Source organism: Pseudomonas cavernicola (genome assembly GCF_003596405.1).
Taxonomy (GTDB): Bacteria; Pseudomonadota; Gammaproteobacteria; order Pseudomonadales; family Pseudomonadaceae; genus Aquipseudomonas; species Aquipseudomonas cavernicola.
Map to the genome: position 1 here is coordinate 671,784 of NZ_QYUR01000006.1, position 24,300 is coordinate 696,083.

General features: G+C 62.2%; 19 protein-coding genes. 9 read left to right on the forward strand and 10 right to left on the reverse strand.

Annotation, left to right across the window (positions count from 1 at the left end; all coding sequences use genetic code 11):
* The first annotated feature begins 153 nt into the window (after window positions 1-153).
* The 4 genes from D3879_RS19300 to D3879_RS19315 all read left to right on the forward strand — a co-directional run bounded on the left by D3879_RS19300 (window position 154) and on the right by D3879_RS19315 (window position 5,370).
* On the forward strand, window positions 154-2,745 hold the full coding sequence (locus tag D3879_RS19300; protein WP_177412459.1) for a glycosyltransferase: 2,592 nt from the start codon (window positions 154-156) through the stop codon (window positions 2,743-2,745).
* A 204-nt stretch (window positions 2,746-2,949) separates the two neighbouring features.
* A complete protein-coding gene (gene dapE / locus D3879_RS19305) occupies window positions 2,950-4,101 on the forward strand; it encodes a succinyl-diaminopimelate desuccinylase (RefSeq protein ID WP_119955860.1) in 1,152 nt (383 codons plus the stop codon).
* On the forward strand, window positions 4,101-4,907 hold the full coding sequence (locus D3879_RS19310; protein ID WP_119955861.1) for a putative RNA methyltransferase: 807 nt from the start codon (window positions 4,101-4,103) through the stop codon (window positions 4,905-4,907). The genes dapE and D3879_RS19310 overlap by 1 nt, the downstream gene beginning before the upstream one ends.
* Window positions 4,908-4,986: 79 nt before the next feature.
* On the forward strand, window positions 4,987-5,370 hold the full coding sequence (locus D3879_RS19315; protein WP_119955862.1) for a hypothetical protein: 384 nt from the start codon (window positions 4,987-4,989) through the stop codon (window positions 5,368-5,370).
* Between the two features lie 299 nt (window positions 5,371-5,669).
* On the opposite strand, the gene D3879_RS19320 is transcribed toward D3879_RS19315, so the two are convergent.
* The 6 genes from D3879_RS19320 to D3879_RS19345 all read right to left on the reverse strand — a co-directional run bounded on the left by D3879_RS19320 (window position 5,670) and on the right by D3879_RS19345 (window position 11,292).
* Entirely contained in the window at window positions 5,670-5,879 is a 210-nt protein-coding gene (locus D3879_RS19320) for a cold shock domain-containing protein (RefSeq protein ID WP_119955863.1), read from the reverse strand.
* A 234-nt stretch (window positions 5,880-6,113) separates the two neighbouring features.
* Complete coding sequence (locus tag D3879_RS19325; protein ID WP_119955864.1) at window positions 6,114-7,097, reverse strand: DUF4340 domain-containing protein; 984 nt, start codon at window positions 7,095-7,097, stop codon at window positions 6,114-6,116.
* Window positions 7,098-7,112: 15 nt separating this feature from the next.
* Window positions 7,113-8,951 carry a GldG family protein gene (locus D3879_RS19330; RefSeq protein ID WP_119955865.1) on the reverse strand — a complete coding sequence of 613 codons (1,839 nt, stop codon included), beginning with the start codon at window positions 8,949-8,951 and terminating at the stop codon, window positions 7,113-7,115.
* Between the two features lie 10 nt (window positions 8,952-8,961).
* Complete coding sequence (locus D3879_RS19335) at window positions 8,962-9,696, reverse strand: ABC transporter permease subunit (protein WP_119955866.1); 735 nt, start codon at window positions 9,694-9,696, stop codon at window positions 8,962-8,964.
* Window positions 9,693-10,631 (reverse strand): ABC transporter ATP-binding protein, encoded by a 939-nt coding sequence (locus tag D3879_RS19340; RefSeq protein ID WP_119955867.1) that lies wholly within the window; start codon window positions 10,629-10,631, stop codon window positions 9,693-9,695. Before D3879_RS19340 ends, D3879_RS19335 begins: the two co-directional genes overlap by 4 nt.
* A 202-nt stretch (window positions 10,632-10,833) precedes the next feature.
* Window positions 10,834-11,292 carry a YMGG-like glycine zipper-containing protein gene (locus tag D3879_RS19345; RefSeq protein ID WP_119955868.1) on the reverse strand — a complete coding sequence of 153 codons (459 nt, stop codon included), beginning with the start codon at window positions 11,290-11,292 and terminating at the stop codon, window positions 10,834-10,836.
* 253 nt (window positions 11,293-11,545) lie between these two features.
* Between D3879_RS19345 and plsB the strand changes: the two genes are divergently transcribed.
* From plsB to D3879_RS19360, 3 genes are all read left to right on the forward strand, one after another.
* On the forward strand, window positions 11,546-14,029 hold the full coding sequence (gene plsB / locus D3879_RS19350; RefSeq protein WP_119955869.1) for a glycerol-3-phosphate 1-O-acyltransferase PlsB: 2,484 nt from the start codon (window positions 11,546-11,548) through the stop codon (window positions 14,027-14,029).
* Between the two features lie 186 nt (window positions 14,030-14,215).
* Window positions 14,216-14,893, forward strand: coding sequence for a DUF4197 domain-containing protein (locus tag D3879_RS19355; RefSeq protein ID WP_119955870.1), 678 nt, complete (start codon window positions 14,216-14,218; stop codon window positions 14,891-14,893).
* A gap of 136 nt (window positions 14,894-15,029) precedes the next feature.
* Window positions 15,030-15,548 (forward strand): REP-associated tyrosine transposase, encoded by a 519-nt coding sequence (locus D3879_RS19360; RefSeq protein WP_119955871.1) that lies wholly within the window; start codon window positions 15,030-15,032, stop codon window positions 15,546-15,548.
* Between the two features lie 130 nt (window positions 15,549-15,678).
* Here D3879_RS19360 and D3879_RS19365 read toward each other — a convergent pair whose 3' ends face one another.
* Both D3879_RS19365 and D3879_RS19370 read right to left on the reverse strand, forming a co-directional pair.
* A complete protein-coding gene (locus tag D3879_RS19365; protein WP_119955872.1) occupies window positions 15,679-18,747 on the reverse strand; it encodes an efflux RND transporter permease subunit in 3,069 nt (1,022 codons plus the stop codon).
* A gap of 6 nt (window positions 18,748-18,753) precedes the next feature.
* A complete protein-coding gene (locus tag D3879_RS19370; RefSeq protein WP_119955873.1) occupies window positions 18,754-19,857 on the reverse strand; it encodes an efflux RND transporter periplasmic adaptor subunit in 1,104 nt (367 codons plus the stop codon).
* A 93-nt stretch (window positions 19,858-19,950) separates the two neighbouring features.
* Here D3879_RS19370 and D3879_RS19375 point away from each other — a divergent pair, with 93 nt between their 5' ends.
* Complete coding sequence (locus tag D3879_RS19375; RefSeq protein WP_119955874.1) at window positions 19,951-20,589, forward strand: TetR/AcrR family transcriptional regulator; 639 nt, start codon at window positions 19,951-19,953, stop codon at window positions 20,587-20,589.
* A 158-nt stretch (window positions 20,590-20,747) separates the two neighbouring features.
* Here the strand turns inward: D3879_RS19375 and D3879_RS19380 are convergent, their stop codons facing one another.
* A complete protein-coding gene (locus tag D3879_RS19380) occupies window positions 20,748-21,536 on the reverse strand; it encodes a class I SAM-dependent methyltransferase (RefSeq protein WP_119955875.1) in 789 nt (262 codons plus the stop codon).
* 168 nt (window positions 21,537-21,704) lie between these two features.
* Here D3879_RS19380 and D3879_RS19385 point away from each other — a divergent pair, with 168 nt between their 5' ends.
* Window positions 21,705-22,925, forward strand: a complete 1,221-nt coding sequence (locus D3879_RS19385) for an RtcB family protein (RefSeq protein ID WP_119955876.1) — start codon at window positions 21,705-21,707, stop codon at window positions 22,923-22,925.
* A 99-nt stretch (window positions 22,926-23,024) separates the two neighbouring features.
* On the opposite strand, the gene D3879_RS19390 is transcribed toward D3879_RS19385, so the two are convergent.
* Window positions 23,025-24,221 carry a patatin-like phospholipase family protein gene (locus D3879_RS19390; RefSeq protein ID WP_119955877.1) on the reverse strand — a complete coding sequence of 399 codons (1,197 nt, stop codon included), beginning with the start codon at window positions 24,219-24,221 and terminating at the stop codon, window positions 23,025-23,027.
* Window positions 24,222-24,300 lie beyond the last annotated feature (79 nt).

The following is a 24,300-nucleotide window of genomic DNA, read 5'->3' on the forward strand; positions in this document are numbered from 1 at the left end:
TACCCAGCGTTGACCAAGGCTAGCAGGCCGCTTATCCGTCCAGCGCCACTCTGCTGGCGGGAGCTATACAGTCATTTGACGCCGGGGTAGGATGCGCGCCGACCGGCGCTCGCCGGCATGTCCCCGTTCCACCCTTTGGAACCTGAAACGTCTATGTCATCGCGTAAATTTGGACTCAACCTGGTGGTCTTCGTGGCAATCGCCGCGTTGTTCACCGGTATCTGGGCACTCTATAACCGCCCGGTAACCGCCCCGGACTGGCCTGAGCAGATCTCTGGCTTCTCGTTCTCGCCGTTCCGCCTGGATCAGAATCCGCAGAAGGATCAATACCCGAGCGACGAACAGATTCGCCAGGACCTCGAGCTGCTGAGCAAGCAGACCGACAGCATCCGCACCTATTCGGTGGACGGCAGCCTGGGCGACATTCCGCGGATCGCCGAAGAGTTCGGCCTGCGCGTGACCCTGGGGATCTGGATCAGCCCGGACGAGGAGCGCAATGAGCGCGAGATCGCCCGCGGCATCGAGATCGCCAACTCCTCGCGTAGCGTCGTGCGCGTGGTAGTGGGTAACGAAGCACTGTTCCGCCGTGAAGTGACCACCAAGCAGCTGAGCGCCTTCCTCGATCGCGTCCGCGCCGCCGTCAAAGTCCCGGTGACCACCTCCGAGCAGTGGCACATCTGGGAGAAATATCCGGAGCTGGCCAAGCACGTCGACCTGATCGCCGCGCACGTCCTGCCTTACTGGGAATTCATCCCGATGGAGGACTCCACTCAGTTCGTCCTCGATCGCGCCAAGGATCTGAAAAAGCTCTTCCCGAAAAAGCCTTTGCTGCTCTCCGAAGTGGGCTGGCCGAGTAACGGCCGCATGCGTGGCGGTGCCGATGCGTCCCAGGCGGATCAGGCGATCTACCTTCGCACCCTGGTCACCACTTTGAACGCCAAGGGCTACAACTACTTCGTCATCGAGGCCTTCGACCAGCCGTGGAAGGCCAGCGACGAAGGCGCGGTAGGCGCCTACTGGGGCGTGTACAACGCCGCCCGGCAGCCGAAGTTTGCCTTTGAAGGCCCGGTTGTCGCGATTCCGCAATGGCGCGTGCTGGCCGTCGGCTCGGTGGTGCTGGCCATGCTCGCGTTGGCCTTGCTGCTGATCGACGGCAGCGCTCTGCGCCAACGCGGCCGCACCTTCCTGACCTTCGTCGCCTTTGCCGGCGGCTCGGTGCTGGTGTGGATCGGCTACGACTACAGCCAGCAATACAGCACCTGGTTCAGCCTCACCGTCGGCCTGCTGCTCGGGATTGGCGCGCTCGGCGTGTTTATCGTGCTACTGACCGAGGCCCATGAGCTGGCCGAAGCGGTGTGGGTCCGTAAGCGTCGTCGACCGTTCATCCCGGTGATCGGCGATAGCGCCTATCGGCCCAAGGTCTCGATCCATGTGCCGTGCTACAACGAGCCGCCGGAGATGGTCAAACAAACCCTCGACGCGCTGGCCGACCTGGATTATCCAGACTTCGAAGTCATCATCATCGACAACAACACCAAGGACCCGGCGGTCTGGGAACCGGTGCAGGCTTATTGCGAACAGCTCGGCCCACGCTTCAAGTTCTACCATGTCGCGCCGCTGGCCGGCTTCAAGGGCGGGGCACTGAACTACATCCTGCCGTACACCGCAGCGGATGCCGAGGTGGTGGCGGTGATCGACTCGGACTACTGCGTCGACCGCAATTGGCTCAAGCACATGGTGCCGCACTTCGCCGATCCGAAAATCGCCGTGGTGCAATCGCCGCAGGACTACCGCGACGGCAAGGAGAGCACGTTCAAGAAACTCTGTTACGCCGAATACAAGGGCTTCTTCCATATCGGCATGGTCACCCGCAACGACCGCAACGCGATCATCCAGCACGGCACCATGACCATGATCCGCCGTACCGTGATGGACGAATTGAAGTGGGCCGACTGGACCATCTGTGAAGACGCCGAACTGGGTCTGCGCGTATTCGAAAAAGGCTATTCCGCCGCCTACGCCTACGACAGCTTCGGCAAGGGTCTGATGCCGGACACCTTTATCGACTACAAGAAGCAGCGCTTCCGCTGGGCCTACGGCGCCATCCAGATCATGAAGGGCCATGCCGCCAGCCTGTTCCGTGGCAAGGACACCGAACTCAAGCGCGGCCAGCGTTACCACTTCGTCGCCGGTTGGCTGCCCTGGGTCGCCGATGGCCTGAACATTTTCTTCACCATCGGTGCCCTGCTCTGGTCCGCGGCGATGATTATCGTGCCGCAGCGGGTCGATCCGCCGTTGCTGATCTTCGCCATTCCGCCGCTGGCGCTGTTCTTCTTCAAGTTCGGCAAGATCGTGTTCCTCTATCAGCGCGCGGTCGGGGTCAACCTGAAGGACGCCTTCTGCGCGGCCCTGGCCGGTTTGGCGCTGTCGCACACCATCGCCAAAGCGGTGCTGTACGGCTTCTTCACCACCAGCATCCCGTTCTTCCGCACGCCGAAAATGCGTTCCAGCCACGGCCTGATGGTGGCGCTGGCGGAAGCTCGCGAGGAAGTCTTCATCATGCTGCTGTTGTGGGGCGCGGCGATTGGTATTGGCATAGTCCAGGGCTTCCCCAGCGCCGATGTGAAGTTCTGGGTCGCCATGCTGTTGGTGCAGTCGCTGCCGTACCTGGCCGCGCTGATCATGGCGCTGTTGTCTTCCCTGCCAAAACCTATGGAAGCACTCGAGGTGGCGCTGCCAGAGTAAGAACCGTAGGGTGGGTTAGCCAGAGGTGTAACCCACCATGGCTCGACAAGCGGCACGGCCTTGGAAAATGGTGGGTTACGCCGCTGCGCGGCTAACCCACCCTACGAAGCTGGAGCCCACCGCGCAGCAGCTTCACGGCGGCCATTGGCCGCCGTTTTGCTTTAAGATGGCGGCCTTTCCTCTTGATGCCGCCCTGGAACCGCAATGACTGCCCTCTCCCCGACCCTCACTCCCACCCTAGAGCTGGCCTGCGCCCTGATCCGGCGCCCCTCTGTAACCCCAGAGGACGCCGACTGCCAGACGCTGATGATCAAGCGTCTGAGCGCTCTGGGTTTTACGGTGGAGCCGATGCGCATCGAGAACGTCGACAATTTCTGGGCCACCCACGGCGGTGAAGGCCCTGTGCTGTGCTTCGCCGGGCATACCGATGTGGTGCCGACCGGCCCGCTGCAGGCCTGGCAGCATGCGCCATTCGATGCGTTGATCGACGAACAGGGCATGCTCTGCGGGCGCGGCGCGGCGGACATGAAAGGCAGCCTGGCGTCGATGGTTATCGCGGTGGAGCGCTTCGTGGTTGAACACCCACGACACAAAGGCGCCATTGCCTTTCTGATCACCAGTGACGAGGAAGGCCCGGCCCATCACGGCACCAAAGCCGTGGTCGAGCGCCTGGCGGCCCGTGGCGAACGCCTGGATTGGTGCATCGTCGGTGAGCCGTCGAGCACCTCCCTGGTCGGTGACGTGGTCAAGAATGGCCGTCGCGGCTCCCTCGGCGCCAAGCTGACGGTGCGCGGCGTGCAGGGCCATGTGGCCTATCCGCACCTGGCGAAGAACCCAATTCACCTGGCCGCCCCGGCCCTCAGCGAGCTGGCGGCCGAACATTGGGATGACGGCAACGCCTTCTTCCCGCCGACCAGTTTCCAGATCTCCAACCTCAACTCCGGTACCGGTGCGACCAACGTCATCCCGGGTGAGCTGGAGGCGGTGTTCAACTTCCGCTTCTCCACCGAATCTACTGTGGAAGGCTTGCAACAGCGGGTCGCCAGCATCCTCGACAAACACGGCCTGGACTGGCATGTGGAGTGGGCGCTGTCTGGCCTGCCGTTCCTCACAGAACCGGGCGAGCTGCTCGACGCGGTGTCCGCCAGCATCAAGGCCGTCACCGGTCGCGAGACCACGCCGTCCACTAGCGGCGGCACTTCGGACGGGCGTTTTATCGCCACCCTGGGCACCCAGGTGGTCGAACTGGGGCCGGTCAACGCGACCATCCACCAGATCAACGAACGTGTGTTGGCCAGCGACCTCGACGTGCTGACCGAGATTTACTACCAGACCCTGGTGAAGTTGCTCGCCTGATGCTGACCTGTCCGATCTGCGCAGCGCCCTTGAGCGCGGTTGATAACGGCGTGGCCTGCCCGGCCAATCACCGTTTCGACCGTGCTCGCCAGGGCTACCTGAACCTGTTGCCGGTGCAGCACAAGAACAGCCGCGACCCCGGCGACAACCTGGCGATGGTCGAGGCCCGGCGGCGCTTCCTCGATGGCGGCCACTACGCGCCGCTGGCCAAACGCCTGGCCGAACTGGCCGCCGAACGCGCGCCGGCGCGCTGGCTGGATATCGGTTGTGGCGAGGGTTATTACACCGCGCAATTGGCCGCGGCCCTGCCGGATGCCGACGGCTACGCCTTGGATATCTCGCGAGAGGCGGTCAAACGTGCCTGCCGGCGTAACCCGCAATTGACCTGGCTGGTCGCGAGCATGGCACGCATCCCGTTGGCGGATGCCAGCTGCCAGTTTCTCGCCAGCGTATTCAGCCCGCTCGACTGGCAAGAAGCCAAACGCCTGCTCACCCCCGGTGGCGGCTTGATGCGCATCGGCCCGACCAGCGAGCATCTACTCGAGCTGCGCGAAAAACTCTACGACGAAGTCCGCGACTACAGCGATGACAAACACCTGGCCTTGGTGCCCGAAGGCATGCAACAGGCGCACAGCGAAGTGCTGCGCTTCAAACTGAGCCTGAACACAGCCCAAGCCCGCGCCGACTTGCTGGCCATGACTCCGCACGGTTGGCGCGCCAGTGCCGAACGCCGCGCTGCGGTAATCGAACAGCCATTAGAGGTCACTGTGGCAGTGCGCTACGATTGGTTTCAACTCGATCGGTAAGGTGTAACTCACCATGGATGCCAGCAGGCAATACCGAGCAACGGGACATCCACGACTGGATTTTTAAAAGAGAATTGCCATGCGCCAACCCGATATCGAGATCTACCTGAAGGACGCCGACCACAACGCCATCGCCAGTTGGTTGAGTGCCGTGCTCGGTCCCTGCTCGGAATGGCGGCAACAGGGCCAGACCTATAAGTGCGACATCGACAGCGCGGCCGGGGTGATCCCGCTGACCTGGCTGCCCAAAGCCGTGGGCAAGTGGAGCAGCCTGTATCTGGAAAGCGACTCGACGCCCTGGGCCGATGACCTGGCTTGCGCCCGTGCGGCTTTTGCAGCCTTAGGCGTAGAGATCCGCTGCGCACCGGGCGGTTGGAGTGAAGAGGAAAGCGAGGAAACCGCCGACCGCTGGATCAGGGTCAGTGCCGACGGTGAAGAAGAAATCACCTGGCATACGTCCTAGTGTGCTGTTTCAAAAATAACTGTTCAATTTTGGCGGCGTCTTTTGCCGCCATACCGCGCTGCCGCTCCTCGCCATAGCTGGGCTATGACTCGTCGCGGCGCCTTGTCTGGCAGCAACATCCACTCGCCAATTCTTGAACGTATTTCCGAGACAGCACACCAGTGGCTTGAACCGCGGTATCTGTAGGCTGGGTTTCGCCAAAAAACGGCGCTACCCAGCCTACGTGCTGCGCTAAAAACCAAAGGCCCGTCACTGACGGGCCTTTGGTTTTCAAGAGCTCTTAAGCCTGGGCGAGGTCTTTAGGCTTTAGTCACATCTTCGGCCTGAGGGCCTTTCTGACCATCGATAACGGCGAACTCAACACGCTCACCTTCATTTAGGGAGCGGTGACCTTCGCCGCGAATGGCACGGTAGTGAACGAACACATCGGCGCCACTTTCGCGCTGAATGAAGCCATAGCCTTTGGAATCATTGAACCATTTGACGGTTCCAGTCTCACGATCAGCCATTACAACTTTCTCCAACTCGCATTTTATTATTGCCTCTTAACGAGGTATCGACGGATCAGTAAGAGCGCACTTCTTTAACCGCCTGCTCAAGCCAAAATCAGCCTGAAACGGCTATTGCGAAGAGCATTCTTAACGCGACCGCTGCCGGAGTATAAATCAAGCACAAGCACTGCAAAGGACTTTTTAGAAATCAGCTGCAAGCCCCAGCGCATAGGTCTTACAGTCTTACTTTGGTTAATTTTTAACCACCAAATCTTTGAGCTTTTTTGCCAGGGTTTGATACTGATAAGGCTCCAGGCGATAGGCCCAATCAGTTTTACCCGGCAACTGTTCGGTACTGAAGTTACGGCTCTGCGGGAGGGTCAGCCAAAGTTGTTCGCCCTGGCTGTAAACCGCACCGTTAAGCTGCCCGCCAGTGAAGTTTGTCAGGCTGAACTGCAACAATGGCCGGCTCTTGAACTGCACCTGCGCCAGCGGCGCGGCATCGGCAAAGTCCAACTCGGCAAATAGCATGACCATGCCGTTTGCTGCCGCCTCATAGGCCAAGCGCTTGCCTGAGGGCAGTTGTTTAACCTTGAGATTCAGTTCGTTCTGGTTATCGCGCAAGACCGTCAGGCGCTCGCCATTGGCATAACGCAGGTCGAGTTCCTTAACGCTGGCGAAGGGAATCGCAGTGATACGCCGGTCCAGCCACTCCAACTCGGTGGCCGGTAGCTCAAGCGCCTGGTCGATCAACCAGACCTGATCCTCGCCGGCCATCCGCAGCAACTGCCCCTCCCCCTGCTGTGCACGCTTGCCGACCCACAGCCCGAGCGACCGACCGCCGGACAGCTCAAGGCTAATACGCGTCGCCTGCTGCTCCGCCTCGCCCTGTTCGGCGAGCCCCAATTGCCCGTGTAGTTGAGCATTGGCGGTTTTCGCCTCGAGCTTGTGCGCCTCCGCCAGGGCTCGTAGCAGAGTTGCGATGGGTGTCAGCGCTGCCGGATAAGCCGCTTTTGCCGGCACGACCCAAGCTTCACCTTGGCGCTCCAATCGCACCAACGGCTGACCGGGACGCCGTACCTCAATCGCACTGACACTCGTGACCTGCTCCTGCAGCGTCGGCAATAGCGCGACGCGGCTGGGCACGACTGGCGGCAACGGGCGCTGCAACCAGAAGTACGCCAGCACCAGTCCTGCGGCGACTAGCGCCAGCAGCCACAGGCTCTTACGCCCCATGCCCGCGCCGCCCTATCAAGCCTGGCGGCGCCGACGCCACAGCCACAGGGCCAACACGGCCAAGGTCAATAGCAGCGGCACCAGGGCGATATTGATGAACTTCAGCGTTCGGCCCAGCGCCTCGATATCGGCATTCAGTTGGTAGCGCACTTCACGCAGCTCTTTGCGCAGCTTCACCCGCTCCTGCAGGAACTGCTGCACCGTGGCTTGCTGTTCCGGTGTCAGCTCCTGGGTCTTGCTCGGATCCTGCTTCTGCTGCAGGACGGCGAGTTTCTGCTCGGTATCGGCCAAACGCGTCTGCAGGGCCTCTTCCTTCTCGCGGAACTGCACTTCGGCGTCCCGCTGTAGCGCTTCCACTACCGTGAACGGGCGGCTGAAGCGCCCCCGCGAACGCACGCTGATCAGCGCATCGGAGCCGGCCAGGTTATCCAGCGCATTGATCGCGAAGGTGGCGTTATCCGCCCAAGGCTGCGGTACGCGCTGACCGAACATTTCCTGCACCTGCACCCACATGCGATCGGTCAGCAGGTCGGTGTCGGCGACGGCGATCACGTTGATGCTCGCCGCCTCCTTCAGGCCATCCTTGCGGCCCTCGATGCCATTCGGAAATGCGCTCTGCGCCGGGCCGCTGATACGCCCGGCGATGGCATAACGCTCACCGGTCGGCTGCAGTTCACGGATCAGTTCTTCGGGGTTGCGCAGCATGTCGAAACGCTGGGCATCGAATGGCATCGCATATTGGGAACTCTGGATCAGCGGCATGAAGCGGCTCTTCGCTCCTTCCACCGGCTCAAGAATACCGGCGGTGGCCACCGTGATGGTTTCCAGCCCGGCAGTGCTCACGTCGGCTTGATCCAGCGCCGTTTGTGGCAGGCTCAGCCAACCGGCATGGCGTACCGCCCGCTGCCCCTGGCCCATGCTTACCGACATGGCGTAGGAACCATCGCCAAGCACCTTACCCGGCACCAACCGCACGCCCCAGGCCTTGAACAGCGGTTCAAGGTCGGACGCCTTGTCGCTGCCCGGCATGTCTCCCGGCAACTGCATGCCGGTGTCGGCCTCGCTGTAGGGGTCGACGAACACCAGCAACTTACCGCCGCGCAGCACAAATTGGTCGATGGCGTAGAGGGTCGGTTGCGGCAGTTGCTTGGGATGGACCAGCAGCAACACCGATACCGTCTCCGGGATCTGGTCGATGCCCGGCTTGAGGCTTTCGACCTTGAACTGCTGACGGATCTCCTCCATCACCAGCCACGGCGGGGTCGGCTGGCGCGCCTCCATATCGAAGCCGCCGCTGAGCTGCAGGGTGGAAAGCACGCCGACTACCGGCAGCTCAGGTTTGGCCAGACCCTGTACCAGGCGGCTGATGTCGTACTCGAGGAACTCTTCATGGTCGAGCTGGAAGAACGGGATGACTTGCCTCCCCTCCGCGCCGCTGGTGCCGGCCAAGCCGAAGTACGCCTGCTCACCCGCCTGATTAAGCGGCACGGCCTGCAAGCCATACTGCGCCGCCTGGTCTTCCTCTTCCGAGAACGGCTGCGGATCGATGATATGCAGCTTGATCTTGCCAGCCGCCCCCCGCTCATAGGCCTTCAGCATCTCCTCGACGCGTTTGGCGTAGTTGCGCAGCGCCACCAGATCCTTGGTGCTTTTGTCCGAGTAGAAGAAGTACAGATTGATCGGCTGATCGATCTCGGTAAGGATTTTCTTGGTGCCAGCCGAGATGGTGTAGAGCTTCTGCTCAGTCAGATCCAGACGGCTATCGGTCAGGGTCAGGCTGGAGAACATGTTGAACGCTAAAAACGCCAGGGCGATCACTAAAAGCCCGGCGCCGGAATACATCAACTTTTTCATGCGGGCGTCCTCAGTCGGCTTTCTTCAGATCGACAACCACGGCGGTGGCGGCCAGCCAGGCGGCGATCAGGGTGACGAAATACAGCAGATCGCGCAGATCGATCACGCCTTTGCTGATGGCATCGAAGCGAGTCAGGAAGCTCAACGATGCCACCGCATCCAGCAACCATTGCGGTGCCCAGCCACTGAACGCATCCAGCACCAGCGGTAGACCGCTGACGATAAACAGGAAGCAGGCACTGACCGTGAGGATGAAGGCAATCACCTGGTTCTTCGCCAGCGCCGACATGCACGAACCGATCGCCAGGTAGGCGCCGGCCAATAGCCAGCTGCCGATATAGCCAGTGAGAATGGCGCCGTTATCCGGCTCGCCCAGGTAGTTGACGGTGAGCACCATCGGGAAGGTCAGCAACAGCGCCAGACCGGCAAAGGCCCAGGCGGCTAGGAACTTGCCAAGTACCGCTTCGGCGCGGGTGATCGGTAGGGTCATCAGCAGCTCGATCGAGCCGGATTTGCGCTCCTCCGCCCACAGCCGCATGGCAATCGCCGGCACCAGGAACAGATAGAGCCACGGATGGAAATTGAAGAAGGGCGAGAGACTGGCCTGGCCGCTCTCGTAGAAGCCGCCCAGGTATAAGGTAAACACCCCGGATAGCACCAGGAAAATCAGAATAAATACGTAAGCCAGCGGCGTGGCGAAATAGCTCGCCAGCTCGCGCTTGAACAGTACGGGTAACTGCTTCATACCGTCTCCCCGCGCGTCAGTGTGCGGAACACTTCGTCCAACCGACCACGCTCGACATTAAGCTCCTTGACCGCCCAGCCGCGTTGGCTGAGCAGCGTGTTGACCTGCGGGAAGATCACCTGCCCCGGCTGCGCCAGCACGGTCAGGCTGTGTTCGAGGTCGTTGACCTCCACCCCCGCCACACCCGGCAGAGCCGCGAAAGCGGCCTGATCCAGCGCCTCGGCGCCGACCAGCGTGACCGCCTGGTGGTAGCGCGAACGGCTTTCCAGCTCGAACGGCGTGCCATCGGCCAGCAGCTTGCCATGGGCGATCACTACCGCACGGGTACAGACCGCCGTCACTTCCTCGAGGATGTGGGTCGAAATGATCACGATCTTGTCTTTCGCCAGGTTCTGAATCAGCCCGCGCACTTGATGCTTCTGGTTCGGGTCGAGGCCATCGGTGGGCTCGTCGAGAATCAGCACTTTCGGGTCATGCAGAATGGCCTGGGCCAGGCCGACGCGACGCTTGAAGCCCTTGGACAGGGTGTCGATGGACTGATTGAGCACCTGCTCCAGCTCGACTTGGGTCACCGCGGTGGCGACTTTCTGCTGCTTCGCCGCGCCCTTGAAGCCGCGCACCTCGGCGATGAATTCAAGAAAGCCTTTGACCGTCATATCGCCATAGCACGGCGCGCCTTCCGGCAAATAGCCGATCTGCTGCTGGGCCTTGAGCGTCTGCGTCTGGATATCGAAACCGAGGATGCTCGCCGTGCCGGATGTCGGCGCAAGAAAGCCGGTGAGCATCTTCATGGTGGTGGATTTACCGGCGCCGTTCGGCCCGAGAAAACCCAACACCTCCCCCTCTTGAACGCGGAAGGACAAGTTGTCCACCGCCAGTTTGCCCACCGCTGAACGCTGGGCGAAACGCTTAGTTAGATTTTTTATCTCGATCATGGTCTCTCACCATTTTCGGTAAGGGCCCAACCGTCCTGACCACGGGGCCCATAAGGACCCATCTCGACATCCGGAAAACCCAGCGGAGACAGGCTGCCAAAATGCCGCCGGACTATATGAAGCCCTCGGCGCTATTGCAAGACAGCCCGCCACCCAGACCGTTACGCAGAGTGTTTCCGCAAATGACCGTACGACTCCAAGGTCAGGGTGTGACCTGGTAACCGCGCCCCTGCAGGCAACTGGTGTAGGCCGTCGAGTCGACCTCACCGGCATTGGCCGAATCCTGGCGACGCTCCTGGCGCTGGCGCGAGCCACCGACCACCGCTCCGGCCGCGGCGGTCTCCTTGGCCCGATTCTGCCGGTACTCCTGCTGCACGTCGTCATCGACCCGGTCGTACACCTCCTCGTGCTGGTTGCCGCGCACCTGCGCCCCTACCGCCCCGGCGGCGGCACCAGCCGCCGCACCGCGCAGCCGCCCTCCCCCCTGGGTCGTGCTGCTGGTACTGCCGGTGGAGCCGGCAGCAATATTCTGGCAATCCGCCACATCCTGCTGGATCTGTTGGGAACTCTGGCCTTGCAGGGGCACGACCGTCTCGGCCTGGACCTGGACAGAGCCCCCCGACAAGGCAACGCACAGACAGAGCGATGAAAGCCTGTTCATAGCAACCTCCTCGAATAGCATTGGGTATGCAGCGTTCATCCGACCTGCCAGCACAGGCCAATAGCTAGCAAGATAATGGCTCGCGGGGCGCAAACGTCAGGCCTGAAAGAATAGTCCACAACCGGCCTCCAGGCGTGCCGAATCCAGGCCAATCGACAGCGAACGCCACGACCGGGGCTTTTGCCGCAGCTGAGCGAATCCGGCACACTAGCCGGCCCGAGCGCACGCTCGTTCCACAATCAGCAGACGCCGTATGACCCGCTCGCCGTTCCACCGCCTCGTGTTTGGCACCCTGCGCCGCCTGCTGTACCTCTGGGTGCGCTCGGAAACCATCGCCCAGTCCGCCTTCAGCCTCAAGCTCGACCGCAGCAAGCCAGTGCTCTATGTGCTGCAGCAGCCGTCGCTCAGCGACCTGGCGGTGCTGGATCACGAGTGCAGCAAGAGCGGCCTGCCGCGCCCGGTGCTGCCGGTGGCGGTCGGCGGCCTGCAGGAGCCGGCGGCGTTCTTCTACCTCAACCGCGAGGCCGACTGGTTCGGCCGCCAGGACAAGCGCAGCGCCTCGCCGACCCTGGTGCGCCTGGTCAACGCCATCGGCCAGCATGCCGTCGAAGACGCGCAAATCGTCCCCGTCAGCGTATTCTGGGGGCAATCGCCGGATCGCGAAACCAGCCCCTGGAAGCTGTTGTTCGCCGACAGCTGGGCTGTCACCGGGCGTCTGCGCCGGTTGATCAGCATCCTGATTCTCGGCCGCAAGACCCGCGTGCAGTTCTCCGCGCCTATTCATCTGCGCGAACTGATCGAACAGGACAAGGGCCACGAGCGCACCTTGCGCATGGTCCAGCGCATCCTCCGCGTGCACTTTCGCAACCAGAAGGCCGCGGTCATCGGCCCTGACGTTTCGCACCGGCGCAATCTGGTCAAAGGCCTGATCCACGGCCCACTGGTGCGCCAGGCCATCGCCGAGGAAGTCGAGCGCGAGAAAATCTCCGTCGAGAAGGCCGAGGCCCAAGCCCTGCGCTACGGCAACGAGATCGCCTCGGACTACGCCTATACCGCGATCCGCTTCCTCGAAGTGGTGCTCAGCTGGTTCTGGAACAAGATTTACGACGGTATCAAGGTCAACCACATCGAAGGCGTGCAGGACGTCGCCCAGGGCCATGAGGTGATCTATGTGCCCTGCCACCGCAGCCATATCGACTACCTGCTGCTGTCTTACCTGCTGTTTCGCAACGGTTTGACCCCGCCGCACATCGCCGCTGGGATCAACCTGAATATGCCGCTGATCGGTGGCCTGCTGCGGCGCGGCGGCGCCTTCTTCATGCGCCGCACCTTCAAGGGCAACCCGCTGTACACCGCAGTGTTCAACGAATACCTGCACACCCTGTTCAGCAAAGGCTTCCCGGTCGAGTACTTCGTCGAAGGCGGGCGCTCGCGCACCGGGCGGATGTTGCAGCCGAAGACCGGCATGCTGGCCATCACCCTGCGCAGTTTCCTGCGCTCCAATCGCCTGCCAGTGGTCTTTGTGCCGGTCTATATCGGTTACGAGCGCGTATTGGAGGGTCGTACCTACCTGGGCGAGCTACGCGGCGCGAGCAAGAAGAAAGAGTCGATCTTCGACATTTTCAAGGTTATCGGCGCCCTCAAGCAGCGTTTTGGCCAGGTTTGGGTGAACTTTGGCGCACCGATCAAGCTGGCCGAGTTCCTCGACCAGGATCAACCCGGCTGGCGCGAGCAGGAGCTTGGCCCGCAGTACCGCCCGGCCTGGCTCAGCGACACCACCAACCGCCTCGCCGAGCGCGTAGCCCAACACCTGAACGAGGCTGCCGCGATCAACCCGGTCAATCTGGTGGCTCTGGCGCTGCTTTCGACCAGCAAGCTGGCCCTGGATGAACGCGCGCTGACCCGCGTGCTCGATCTGTACCTGACCCTGCTGCGCAGTGTCCCCTACTCACCGCACACCACCCTGCCGGAAGGCGACGGCCAGGCACTGATCGAGTATGTCCAGGGGATGCAGCTGCTCGCCGAACAGAAGGATGCGCTCGGCAAGATCCTTTACCTCGACGAGCAGAACGCGGTGTTGATGACCTACTACCGCAACAACGTGCTGCACATCTTTGCCCTGCCGGCGCTGCTCGCCAGCTTCTTCCAGAGCAGTGCCCGGATCAGCCGCGAGCAGATCCTCCGCTATACCCGCGCGCTCTACCCTTATTTGCAGTCCGAGTTGTTTATCCGCTGGAGCCTCGACGAGCTGGATGCGGTGGTCGATCAATGGCTGGCGGCCTTCGTCGAGCAGGGGCTGCTGCGCTTTGAAGCCGATGTGTATGTACGACCGGCGCCCAGCTCACGCCATTTCGTGTTGCTGACCCTGCTCTCGCGCGCCATCGCGCAGACCTTGCAGCGCTTCTACATGGCCATCGCCTTGCTGCTCAACGCAGGTCAGAACGCCATCAGCGCCGAGGAATTGGAGGACCTTTGTACGGTCATGGCCCAGCGCCTGTCGATTCTGCACGGCCTGAATGCCCCGGAGTTCTTCGACAAAAGCCTGTTCCGCCATTTCATCCAAACCTTGCTGGACCTCGGCGTGCTGCGCCAGGACGAAGCCGGCAAGCTGAGCTATCACAAACTGCTCGGCGAGCTGGCGGAAGGTGCGGCCAAACGCGTATTACCGGCAGAAATTCGCCTGTCGATCCGCCAGGTGGCGATGGACCGCAGCGAGGATGCGGCGGAGCCGGCCTGACACCCCTCTCCAGGGGCGAATGAGTTCGCCCCTGGAGATGCCAACAAAACCACTTTCAACCCGTAGCCTGGGCATCAGTCCGGGGAAGCTTCCCCAGAGCGTCTCCGGCTACGACGCCATGCCGGTTTGCGCCAGCCTTTTGCTCCGCTAAGCTCGCCTGATTCCCACTGCCACAAGGATGCTGCCATGTTTCGTCTTACCGCCTTAGTCGCCGGCCTGGCCCTCTCGGCCAACGTATTCGCCCTCTCGCTGACTGATCTGTCGCAACAGGATGCCAGCGGCGGCCTCAAGGAGGCCCTGACCCAAGGCGCGCAAATCGCCGTCAAACAATTGGGTACGCCCGGCGGCTTCAGCAATAACCCGGACGTGCGCATCGAACTGCCGGGCAACCTCGGCAAAGCCGCCAAGGCCATGAAGATGATGGGCATGGGCGCTCAAGTCGAGCAGCTGGAAACCAGCATGAACAAAGCCGCCGAAGCCGCCGTACCACAGGCCCAGGCGCTGCTGGTGGATGCGGTGAAGAAGATGACCGTGCAAGACGCCAAAGGCATCCTCAGCGGCCCGGACGATGCGGCCACGCAGTACCTGAACAAAACCAGCCGCGAGCAGATCCGCGCCAAGTTCCTGCCGATCGTCAAGAAAGCCACCGACCAGGTTGGTCTGGCCAAGCAATACAACAGCTTCGCCGGCCAAGCCGCCAGCTTCGGGGCCGTCGATGCAAAAAACGCCAACATCGAAGGCTACGTCACCGAGCAAGCGCTGAATGGTCTGTTCGAGATGATCGGCAAGCAAGAAGCCAGCATCCGCGAGAACCCAGCCGGTGCCGCCACCAGCCTGGCGAAGAAGGTGTTTGGCGCGCTGTGATTGCTTGCGGGTGAGTTGCTGGGTTTCGCTGCGCTCTACCCAGTCTACGGATAAGTGAAATGTTGGCTGGGTCGGATGTAGGCTGGGTAGAGCGCTAGCGAAACCCAGCTTTGCCAATATCCCAAGGACGGGAAACATGCAGGCGTACCGACGCAGCTATCGCCGGCTCTGTGAGCCAGGTGGCACCTACTTCTTCACCCTGACATTGGAAAACCGGCGGCTGGATATACTCTCGCGGCATATCGAAGCACTTCGCCATGCCATCCAACGGGAGAAACAACAGCATCCCTTTTGCATGCTGGCCTGGGTGGTTCTACCTGACCACCTGCATATGCTCTGGCGTCTGCAGCCCGGTGACACCGATTACTCCAACCGCATACGCCGTATCAAGGCCCACTTCTCTCGACAATTGCCGCCTTGCGAACAGACCAGTTCGAGCCGCCGGAACAAGCAAGAGCGGGGCATCTGGCAAAGGCGCTTCTGGGAACACCTGATTCGAGATGAGGAAGACCTGCGGCGGCATCTCGACTACGTGCATTACAACCCGGTCAAACATGGCTATGTCGAGCGAGCGGTCGATTGGCCGCATTCGTCGTTTCACCATTTTGTCGAGAGAGGCCTCTACCCGAGGGATTGGGGTGGGCAAGTCGAATGAAAGCTGGGTTTCACGAGGTGCGTCCATGCACCTCGCCCTGCGGGCAGCTAAAGCTGTGCAGAACGGCTTCCTGCCATTCTGTCGCTGCGCTCTACCCAGCCTACGTAGAACGTTGCGAAACCCAACTGGATCAACGCTCTTCCTTGACCCTGAACCAGGCCGCGTACAGCGCCGGCAGGAACAGCAGGGTCAGTGCCGTGGCGACGATCAGCCCGCCCATGATCGCTACGGCCATCGGCCCAAAGAAGGTGCTACGCGACAGCGGGATCATCGCCAGCACCGCCGCCAGGGCAGTCAGCACGATCGGCCGGAAACGCCGTACGGTAGCTTCGATAATCGCGTGCCAGCGGTCTACCCCGGAGGCGATGTCCTGCTCGATCTGGTCAACCAGAATCACCGAGTTACGCATGATCATCCCCGCCAGGGCGATGGTGCCGAGCATGGCGACAAAGCCGAACGGCTGGCGGAACACGAGCAGGAACAGCGTCACGCCAATCAGCCCTAGCGGCGCGGTAAGAAACACCATCGCCGAGCGCGAGAAGCTCTTCAGTTGCAGTATCAGCAGGGTCAGCACCACCACGATAAACAGCGGCACCCCGGCGTTTACCGATTTCTGTCCACGCGCCGAATCCTCGACGGTGCCACCGACATCGAGCAGGTAACCGTCTGGCAGCTCAGCGCGGATCGGCGCCAGGGTCGGCAGTATCTGTTTGACCAGGCTGGCCGGCTGTTCCTTGCCATAGATATCCGCCCGCACCGTAACGGTTGGCAGGCGGTTACGGTGCCAGATGATGCCTTCTTCGAAGCCGTACTCGAGCGTGGCGATCTGCGACAGCGCGACGCTTTGGCCGTTATCCGTCGGCACCGCCAGGCTCGGCAGCAAGGCCAGTTCTTGCCGCTCGCGAACGGTGCCGCGCAGCAGGATTTCGATCAACTCGTTGCCTTCGCGGTACTGGCTGACGCTGCTGCCGGACAGTGAACTTTGCAAGAAGCGCGACAGATCGGCGCTACTCACGCCGAGGGCCCGCGCCCGCTCCTGATCGATGTTCAGATAAACTACCTTGCTCGGCTCTTCCCAGTCCAGGTGCACGTTCACCACATGCGGGTTCTCGCGCACCCTGTCCGCGACCTTGCGGGCCAGCGCCCGCACTACTTCGATGTGCTCACCGGAGACGCGGAACTGCACCGGGTAACCCACCGGCGGGCCATTCTCCAGACGTGTCACACGGGTGCGCAGGGTCGGGAAATCTTCGTCCAGCCGCTCGATCAACCAGCTGCGAATCACCTCGCGATCTTCGATGGTTTTCGCCAATACCACGAACTGGGCAAAACTGGCGGCCGGTAGTTGCTGGTCCAACGGTAGATAGAAACGCGGCGAACCGGTACCGACATAGGCGACATAGTTGTCGATGCCCGGGTGCTCCTTGAGCATCTGCTCCAGCTGTTTGACCTGCTCCTCGGTCGCCTTCAACGAGGCGCCTTCACTGAGTTTCAGGTCCACCATCAGCTCCAACCGGCCCGAGGACGGGAAGAACTGTTGCGGCACGAAGCGGAACACCACCACCGCGGCGACAAACAGGCCAAGGGTCAGCAGGATCACGGTCTTGCGCCGCCGCACGCACCACTCGATCAGACGCCGTACGCGCTTGTAGAACGGCGTCGAATACGGATCATGGCCTTCAGCGCTGCCGCCGTGCTTGGCGGCATGCAGCTTGGCCAGATCCGGCAACAGCCGCGCACCGATATACGGCACGAAGATCACCGCAGCAATCCATGAAGCCATCAACGCGATGGACACCACCTGGAAGATCGAACGGGTGTATTCGCCGGTGCCCGACTGCGCGGTGGCAATCGGCAGAAAGCCGGCAGCGGTGATCAGTGTACCGGTGAGCATCGGAAAGGCCGTGCTAGTCCAGGCAAAGCTGGCGGCCTTTAACCGGTCGAAGCCCTGCTCCATTTTGATCGCCATCATCTCGATCGCGATGATCGCATCGTCGACCAGCAGCCCGAGCGCCAGCACCAAGGCGCCGAGGGAGATTTTGTGTAGGCCGATCCCCAGGTAGTACATGGTGGTGAAGGTCATCGCCAGCACCAGCGGAATCGTCAAGGCGACCACCAGGCCAATGCGCAGACCGAGGGAGAAGAAGCACACCAGCATGACAATCGCCAGGGCCTCGACCAGTACCTGGACGAACTCGCCGACACCGGTTTTCACCGCGGCCGGCTGATCCGAGACCTTGCGCAACTGCATGCCCGCCGGCAGGGTTTCCTGCATGCGGGCAAACTCGGTTTCGAGCGCCTGGCCCAAGACCAGAATGTCGCCGCCAGCCTTCATCGAGACGGTCAGACCAATCGCATCCTCGCCCATAAAGCGCATCCGCGGCGCCGGTGGGTCGTTGAAGCCACGATGCACTTCAGCCACATCGCCGATGCGGAAGGTGCGGTCGCCCACCCGAATCGGGAAGTCGCGAATTTCCTTCACCGACTCGAAACGCCCGGTCACGCGTAGCTGGATGCGATCACTCGGAGTTTCATAGAAACCCGACGAGGCTACCGTGTTCTGCGCATCCAGAGCCTGCTGCACGGCGGCCAGCGGCAGGCCGAGAGTGGCCAGCTTGACGTTGGACAGCTCAATCCAGATCTTCTCGTCCTGCAGACCGAGCAGATCGACCTTGCCGACGTCCTTGACCCGTTGCAGCTGCAGTTGGATACGGTCGGCGTAATCCTTGAGCACGGCGTAGTCGAAACCGCTGCCGGTCAACGCATAGATATTGCCGTAGGTGGTGCCGAATTCGTCGTTGAAGAAGGGCCCCTGGATGCCCGGCGGCAAGGTGTGGCGGATATCGCCGATCTTCTTGCGCACCTGATACCAGAGCTCCGGAATCTGTTTGGAGTTCATCGAGTCGCGCGCCACGAAGGTCACCTGCGACTCACCCGGGCGGGAGAAGGAGATGATCTTGTCGAACTCGCCGGTCTCCATCAGCTTCTTTTCGATGCGCTCGGTAACCTGCCGCGCGACTTCCTCGGCACTCGCTCCCGGCCAGTTGGTGCGCACCACCATGGCCTTGAAGGTAAACGGCGGGTCTTCACTCTGGCCCAGCTTGGCATAAGAAAGTGCGCCGACGACCGCCATCAGCAACATGATGTAGAGGACGATCTGGCGGTTGTGCAGCGCCCATTCGGATAGGTTGAAACGCATCCGGGATTACTCCTGCGCTACCAGTTTGACCGCTCGATTGTCGCGATCCACCGGCCGTACCACCTGGCCTTCGCGCAGCACCTGAACCCCGGCGGCGACCACCCAGTCGGCGGCATTCAAGCCTTCCAGGATCGGCACCCGCTGCTCACCGTAGGCGCCGATGCGCACTGGGGTTCGCACGAGCTTGGAATCCTTGTGGTCGACCACCCAGACAAACGGCGCGCCATTTTCCGCGCTCAGCGCCGAGATTGGCACCGACAACGGCACCGTACCGGCAACCGGGACAAACACCCGAGCGCTCTGCCCCAGTTCGGCGGGCACCTTGCCCTCGCTAAAGGCTACCCGCGCGGCAAAGGTCCGCGACAACGGATCGGCTGCAGGCGACAGCTCACGGATGCGCCCTGGGAAGCGCTGATCCGGCTGCGACCAGAGTTCCACCGCCACCACCTGGCCAATCTTGAAGCGCTCGAAAGCATGCTCCGGCAGGCTGATCAGCACTTCACGCTCGCCGTCAGCCGCCAGGGTAAACACCGTCTGCCCGGCCGCCACCACATTCCCGACCTCGACCAGACGCTTGGCCACCACCCCCGCCTGCGAAGCACGCAGCACCGAGTAACCCGCCTGATTGTTGGCCACATTGAACTCGGCCTTGATTTGCTTCAGGCGTGCTTCACCGGCGCGGTAGAGGTTCTCGGCGTTGTCGTACTGCGAGCGGCTGGCCATCTGGCGATCGAGCAGGGTTCTGTAACGGTCACGCTCGGCACGCACCAGTTGCAGATTGGCCGCGGCAGCCGCCACTTGGGCACGCATGGCCTCCAGTTGCAGGCGCACATCCTGCGGGTCGAGCTCAGCCAGCGGCTGATCCTTCTGCACCCGCTGCCCCACCTCGACCAGGCGCTTGGCTACCTTGCCGCCGATGCGAAAAGCCAGCTCTTGCTCCAGACGCGCGCGCACCTCACCCGGATAGGTGTCCACCACCTCACCGGCCGGCTGCGGCTGCACCACCATGGCCGGGCGCACCGACGGCTGAACTGGCTCGCCATTACCACAGGCAGCAAGCAAAACGAGAAGAGACACAGGCAGGGCGAGCGGCAAGGCATGGCGGAACATGATGAAAGACCTTTCGCAAAGAAGGTTTTGAATACTTATACTGACGGGTATAGTAAAAATAGCAAACTCACCAGTCCAGTATTAAAACGCGAAATGTCTAACAAACTGTTACCCGCCAGCGGCCCAGGGCGCCCTAAAGATCCCGCCAAACGTCAGGCCATTCTTGAGGCCGCGAAAACCCTGTTCCTGCGCCATGGCTATGACGGCAGCAGCATGGACGCCATCGCCGCCGAGGCGGGAGTGTCCAAACTGACGGTGTATAGCCACTTCACCGACAAGGAAACGTTGTTTTCCGCCGCGGTGAAGTCCAAGTGCGAAGAACAGTTGCCGGAGTTGTTCTTCGAGCTGCCGGAAGCGGTGGCGATCGAGAGCGTGCTGCTGAATATCGGCCGTGGCTTTCATGCGCTGATCAACAGCCGCGAATCGATCGAGTTGCATCGCTTGATGGTGACCCTGGGCAGCCAGGACCCGAAGCTCTCGCAGATCTTCTTCGACGCCGGCCCACAGCGCATCCTGAACGAGATGGAGCGCCTGCTGAGCAAGGCCGATAAAGCCGGCAAGCTGTGCATCGCCAAACCAAAACATGCAGCCGAGCACTTTTTTTGCCTGATCAAAGGCGGCGCCAATTTCCGCCTATTGATCGGCTGCTGCGGACCGCAGGAAGGCGAAGAAGCCGAGCAGCATGTGCAAGAGGTGGTCGAGTTGTTTATGCGGGCCTATAGACCCGACTAGCGCGCCGCCTGGTTAATTCGTGGTCTCCGTAGGCTGGCGTATATCGTAGGGTGGGTTAGCCGTAGGCGTAACCCACCATCCGGCGTGCGAGCGGTGGTGCCTGTCGGCACCCTTGGCGGGTTACACCGCTACGCGGCTAACCCGCCCTACGGATCTGCTTATGGCTTGGAAGCTTGCAGCTTCTTCAGCGGATAGATGTCGTAGCGGCTGGACTTACCGTCCAGCGCATAGCTCGGCTTGGGCCCAGCGATGATGGGTGCCTTGCGCGGCCGTTTCACCACCACCCTGTGACTGGCCAAGGCCAAGGCCGCCTCGAGCAACGCCGGAGCATCGAGGTCGTCGCCGACCAGCGGTCGGAACAGGCGCATTTCCTTTTTCACCAAGGCGCTTTTATCGCGATGCGGGAACATCGGATCGAGGTAGATCACCTGTGGCGCCTCGCCCTCCCAACCGCGCAACAATTCGATGGCATTGCCGACCAGCAGGCGCATCTGCGCAACGATCGGGCCTACTTCGGCATCGCCCGCGGCGCGGATCAGGCCATCTTCCAGCAATGCAGCGATCAGCGGCTGACGTTCGATCAGCGTCGTCTCACACCCCAGGCTCGCCAGCACAAAAGCATCGCGCCCCAGCCCTGCGGTAGCGTCCAGCACTCGCGGGCGCACGCCAGGCTGCACGCCGACCGCCTTGGCAATCATCTGCCCACTGCCACCACCAAACAGACGGCGATGGGCCACCGCGCCTTCGATGAAATCCACCCGCACCGGCCCCGGCGCCTGCGGGCCAAGCTCGGCCAACTGCAAGCCCGCCGCGCCTAGCTGCAGAGCAAAGTCGGCCTCACCCTGCAGCGGCAACCCCAGGCGCTCGGCCCAAACACCCGCTGCCGTGGCATAGCTGGGTTCAAGGGCTTCAACACGAATTCTGGCTATCTGCCGCTCATCACTCATCAGGAAATATGCTCAAAAAATGTTCAACCCGACCGATAGCCGGCTAGGGCGGCATTCTGCCAGAGCCGGCGCTTTCCGGCTGCACCGCGCCGAGCAGATCCTCGACGCCCTGGCAGGTGCTCAGGCGTAAACTAGAGGCCTGAATGCTAGCGCGAAGGAGAGGCCGCCATGTCTGCCCCACTCTATCAACGCCTGGAGGTTCCGGGCGGCAAGCCCATCGTACTGTGGACCCAGGATCTACCGGTCGAGCCGCAAGCGCTGCAGCAGTTGCAAAACACTGCGCGCATGCCCTTTATCCACGGTCATCTGGCGGTGATGCCGGATGTGCACCTGGGCAAGGGCTCGACCATCGGCAGCGTGATCCCCAGCAAAGGTGCGATCATCCCGGCGGCGGTCGGCGTCGACATCGGCTGTGGCATGGTGGCCGCGCGCACCAGCCTGAATGCCCGCGATCTGCCGGACAATCTGGCCGGTATCCGCCACGCCATCGAGGAAGCCATCCCCCACGGCAAGAGTTTCGGTCGCCACGACGTCGGCGCCTGGCAGGATGCGCCGCACCTGGTGGATGACAGCTGGCGGCTGCTGGCCAGTCGCTTCGCCCAGATCACCGCGAAGTACCCGCATCTGGCCAAGACCAATAACCGCCTGCACCTGGGCACGCTGGGCGGCGGCAATCACTTTATCGAGGTCTGCCTGGACGAGGCGGACAGGGTCTGGATGATGCTGCATTCGGGCTCGCGCGGAGTCGGTAACGCCATCGGCCGCTGCTTTATCGAGCTGGCCAAAGAGGACATGGGCAAGGCTCTGGGCAACCTGCCGGATGCTGACCTGGCCTACCTCAAGGAAGGCAGTAAGCACTTCGATGACTATGTGCAGGCGGTGGAATGGGCCCAGGACTACGCCCTCAGCAACCGCACGCTGATGATGCGCCTGCTGGTGGAGGCCGTGCGCCACGAGCTGCGGCGCCCGTTCGAGGCGCAGTTGGAGGCGGTCAACTGCCATCACAACTACGTCTCCCGCGAGTTTCACTTCGGCGAAGAGTTGCTGATCACCCGCAAGGGCGCGCTCAGCGCCAAAGCCGGCGAGCTGGGTATCATCCCTGGCAGCATGGGCGCGCAATCCTTTATCGTCCGCGGCAAGGGCAATCCCGAGAGTTTCTGCTCATGCAGTCACGGCGCCGGCCGACTGATGAGCCGCCACGAGGCCAAGCGCCGCTTCACCCTCGCCGATCACCAGCGCGCCACGGCCGGCGTGGAATGCCGCAAGGATCAGGCGGTGATCGACGAAACTCCCGGCGCCTATAAGCCGATCGAGAAGGTGATGGCCGCGCAAGCCGATCTGGTGGAGATCGTGCATAGCCTCAAGCAGATTGTCTGCGTTAAAGGCTGAGAACCTGTTCTGGATCGTCGCGAGCGCAGCAGATAGTGGACAGGCTCCGAGCGCAGCCGGGACCAACGCCAACGGACTCTTATCCAGCGCCAGCTGCAACTAGTCGCTGTATCCCGGCGGCACCTTAGCCCATGGGTAGCCTTTCGCGGCCATCTCGTAGCCGGTCTGGTAGAGGGCGCGCATGAACTCCGTGTCGAACTCCTCGCGGTGAGGGACCGTGAAGCTCGCCGGAATGGCGGCCAGGTTGTAGTCGACGCCATCCCGCTGCGAGGTCAGGTAGATGCGATACAGGTCGCCAATGCCCTGGGTGTGGATGAGTGAGGAGATGGCCCGGCCGGCGATGCTCATAGTCCTGCGCTCGACCTGAGCCCATTCGGGGTCCAGGCGGGCGTTGCGGATGACGTAAACCGCGCGCTCGCGCTCGATGCCATGCTCGCGGGTAATCTTCTGCACGTGGAGCGAGGGTGGGTAGACGAACACCTGGGACATGGTGCCGCCGTCCACGTGCATCTCCTGGTGGGCCTGACCGCCGGCCTCGACGTCGATCATCACCGGCGGAAAGGCGCCGGGGATCGCGGCCGAGGCGATCATCAGCGAACGGAACAGCGCGAGGGCCTTGGGATCGCGGCTCGCGGCGATCTTCGTCATGTTCCAGAGCACGGCCTGACGGGCATCGAGATCGGCGGTCGCAATGAGGAGCAGCCTGCCCTTCTCATACTCGGTGGCGATGGCGTCCAGCAGCGCCTGGTCCACCTCCTTCTCCACTCGCCGCCAGAGCGGGCGGTTATCGGCCATGGCATCGTTGAAGAGGACGGCTATGAAATTACGCGGCTCCAGGACGTCTCGTGGACCAAGGTTGGTGTAGAAGTCCTTGAGCTTCTGATCGTAGGCGGGACCGAGGAAAGCGAAGGGGGCGATCAGGGCCCCAGTGCTGACCCCGGTCACGAGTTTGAACGTCGGCCGATTGCCGGCGGCCGTCCAGCCGTTCAGCAGTCCGGCGCCGAACGCACCGCTGTCACCGCCGCCCGACACCGCGAGAAAAGCCGCCGGCGGCAGCGGTTCCTCGTGTCCGAGCTTGGCGAGATGGGCCTGCTCGCGGCGGACGGACTCGAGGCCGTCGCTCATCAGCGCTTCGTTGTCCATGCCGATGCGGTAGCGCACCCCAGCAAGTCCGGGGATCGCGGCCTGTTCCGCGAGCGCCGGAGGCACCGCATTGCGGCGGACTGGGCCGCTGCAGCCCTGAACGACACCGAGCGCCGCCACGAGTACGGCAAGGAAGATCGCACTCTTGCCCATCAGCTCACCCCCGTCTCGATCGGTACAGGGAACGCAACCCTGGAGCCGACCGGCAACAGGTCACCCACTTTCCAGCGAA

Coding starts and splice junctions, on each gene's coding strand:
- D3879_RS19300 (WP_177412459.1), top strand. CDS start 154: ATGTCATCGCGTAAATTTGGACTCAACCTGGTGGTCTTCGTGGCAATC.
- dapE (WP_119955860.1), top strand. CDS start 2,950: ATGACTGCCCTCTCCCCGACCCTCACTCCCACCCTAGAGCTGGCCTGC.
- D3879_RS19310 (WP_119955861.1), top strand. CDS start 4,101: ATGCTGACCTGTCCGATCTGCGCAGCGCCCTTGAGCGCGGTTGATAAC.
- D3879_RS19315 (WP_119955862.1), top strand. CDS start 4,987: ATGCGCCAACCCGATATCGAGATCTACCTGAAGGACGCCGACCACAAC.
- D3879_RS19320 (WP_119955863.1), bottom strand. CDS start 5,879: ATGGCTGATCGTGAGACTGGAACCGTCAAATGGTTCAATGATTCCAAA.
- D3879_RS19325 (WP_119955864.1), bottom strand. CDS start 7,097: ATGGGGCGTAAGAGCCTGTGGCTGCTGGCGCTAGTCGCCGCAGGACTG.
- D3879_RS19330 (WP_119955865.1), bottom strand. CDS start 8,951: ATGAAAAAGTTGATGTATTCCGGCGCCGGGCTTTTAGTGATCGCCCTG.
- D3879_RS19335 (WP_119955866.1), bottom strand. CDS start 9,696: ATGAAGCAGTTACCCGTACTGTTCAAGCGCGAGCTGGCGAGCTATTTC.
- D3879_RS19340 (WP_119955867.1), bottom strand. CDS start 10,631: ATGATCGAGATAAAAAATCTAACTAAGCGTTTCGCCCAGCGTTCAGCG.
- D3879_RS19345 (WP_119955868.1), bottom strand. CDS start 11,292: ATGAACAGGCTTTCATCGCTCTGTCTGTGCGTTGCCTTGTCGGGGGGC.
- plsB (WP_119955869.1), top strand. CDS start 11,546: ATGACCCGCTCGCCGTTCCACCGCCTCGTGTTTGGCACCCTGCGCCGC.
- D3879_RS19355 (WP_119955870.1), top strand. CDS start 14,216: ATGTTTCGTCTTACCGCCTTAGTCGCCGGCCTGGCCCTCTCGGCCAAC.
- D3879_RS19360 (WP_119955871.1), top strand. CDS start 15,030: ATGCAGGCGTACCGACGCAGCTATCGCCGGCTCTGTGAGCCAGGTGGC.
- D3879_RS19365 (WP_119955872.1), bottom strand. CDS start 18,747: ATGCGTTTCAACCTATCCGAATGGGCGCTGCACAACCGCCAGATCGTC.
- D3879_RS19370 (WP_119955873.1), bottom strand. CDS start 19,857: ATGTTCCGCCATGCCTTGCCGCTCGCCCTGCCTGTGTCTCTTCTCGTT.
- D3879_RS19375 (WP_119955874.1), top strand. CDS start 19,951: ATGTCTAACAAACTGTTACCCGCCAGCGGCCCAGGGCGCCCTAAAGAT.
- D3879_RS19380 (WP_119955875.1), bottom strand. CDS start 21,536: ATGAGTGATGAGCGGCAGATAGCCAGAATTCGTGTTGAAGCCCTTGAA.
- D3879_RS19385 (WP_119955876.1), top strand. CDS start 21,705: ATGTCTGCCCCACTCTATCAACGCCTGGAGGTTCCGGGCGGCAAGCCC.
- D3879_RS19390 (WP_119955877.1), bottom strand. CDS start 24,221: ATGGGCAAGAGTGCGATCTTCCTTGCCGTACTCGTGGCGGCGCTCGGT.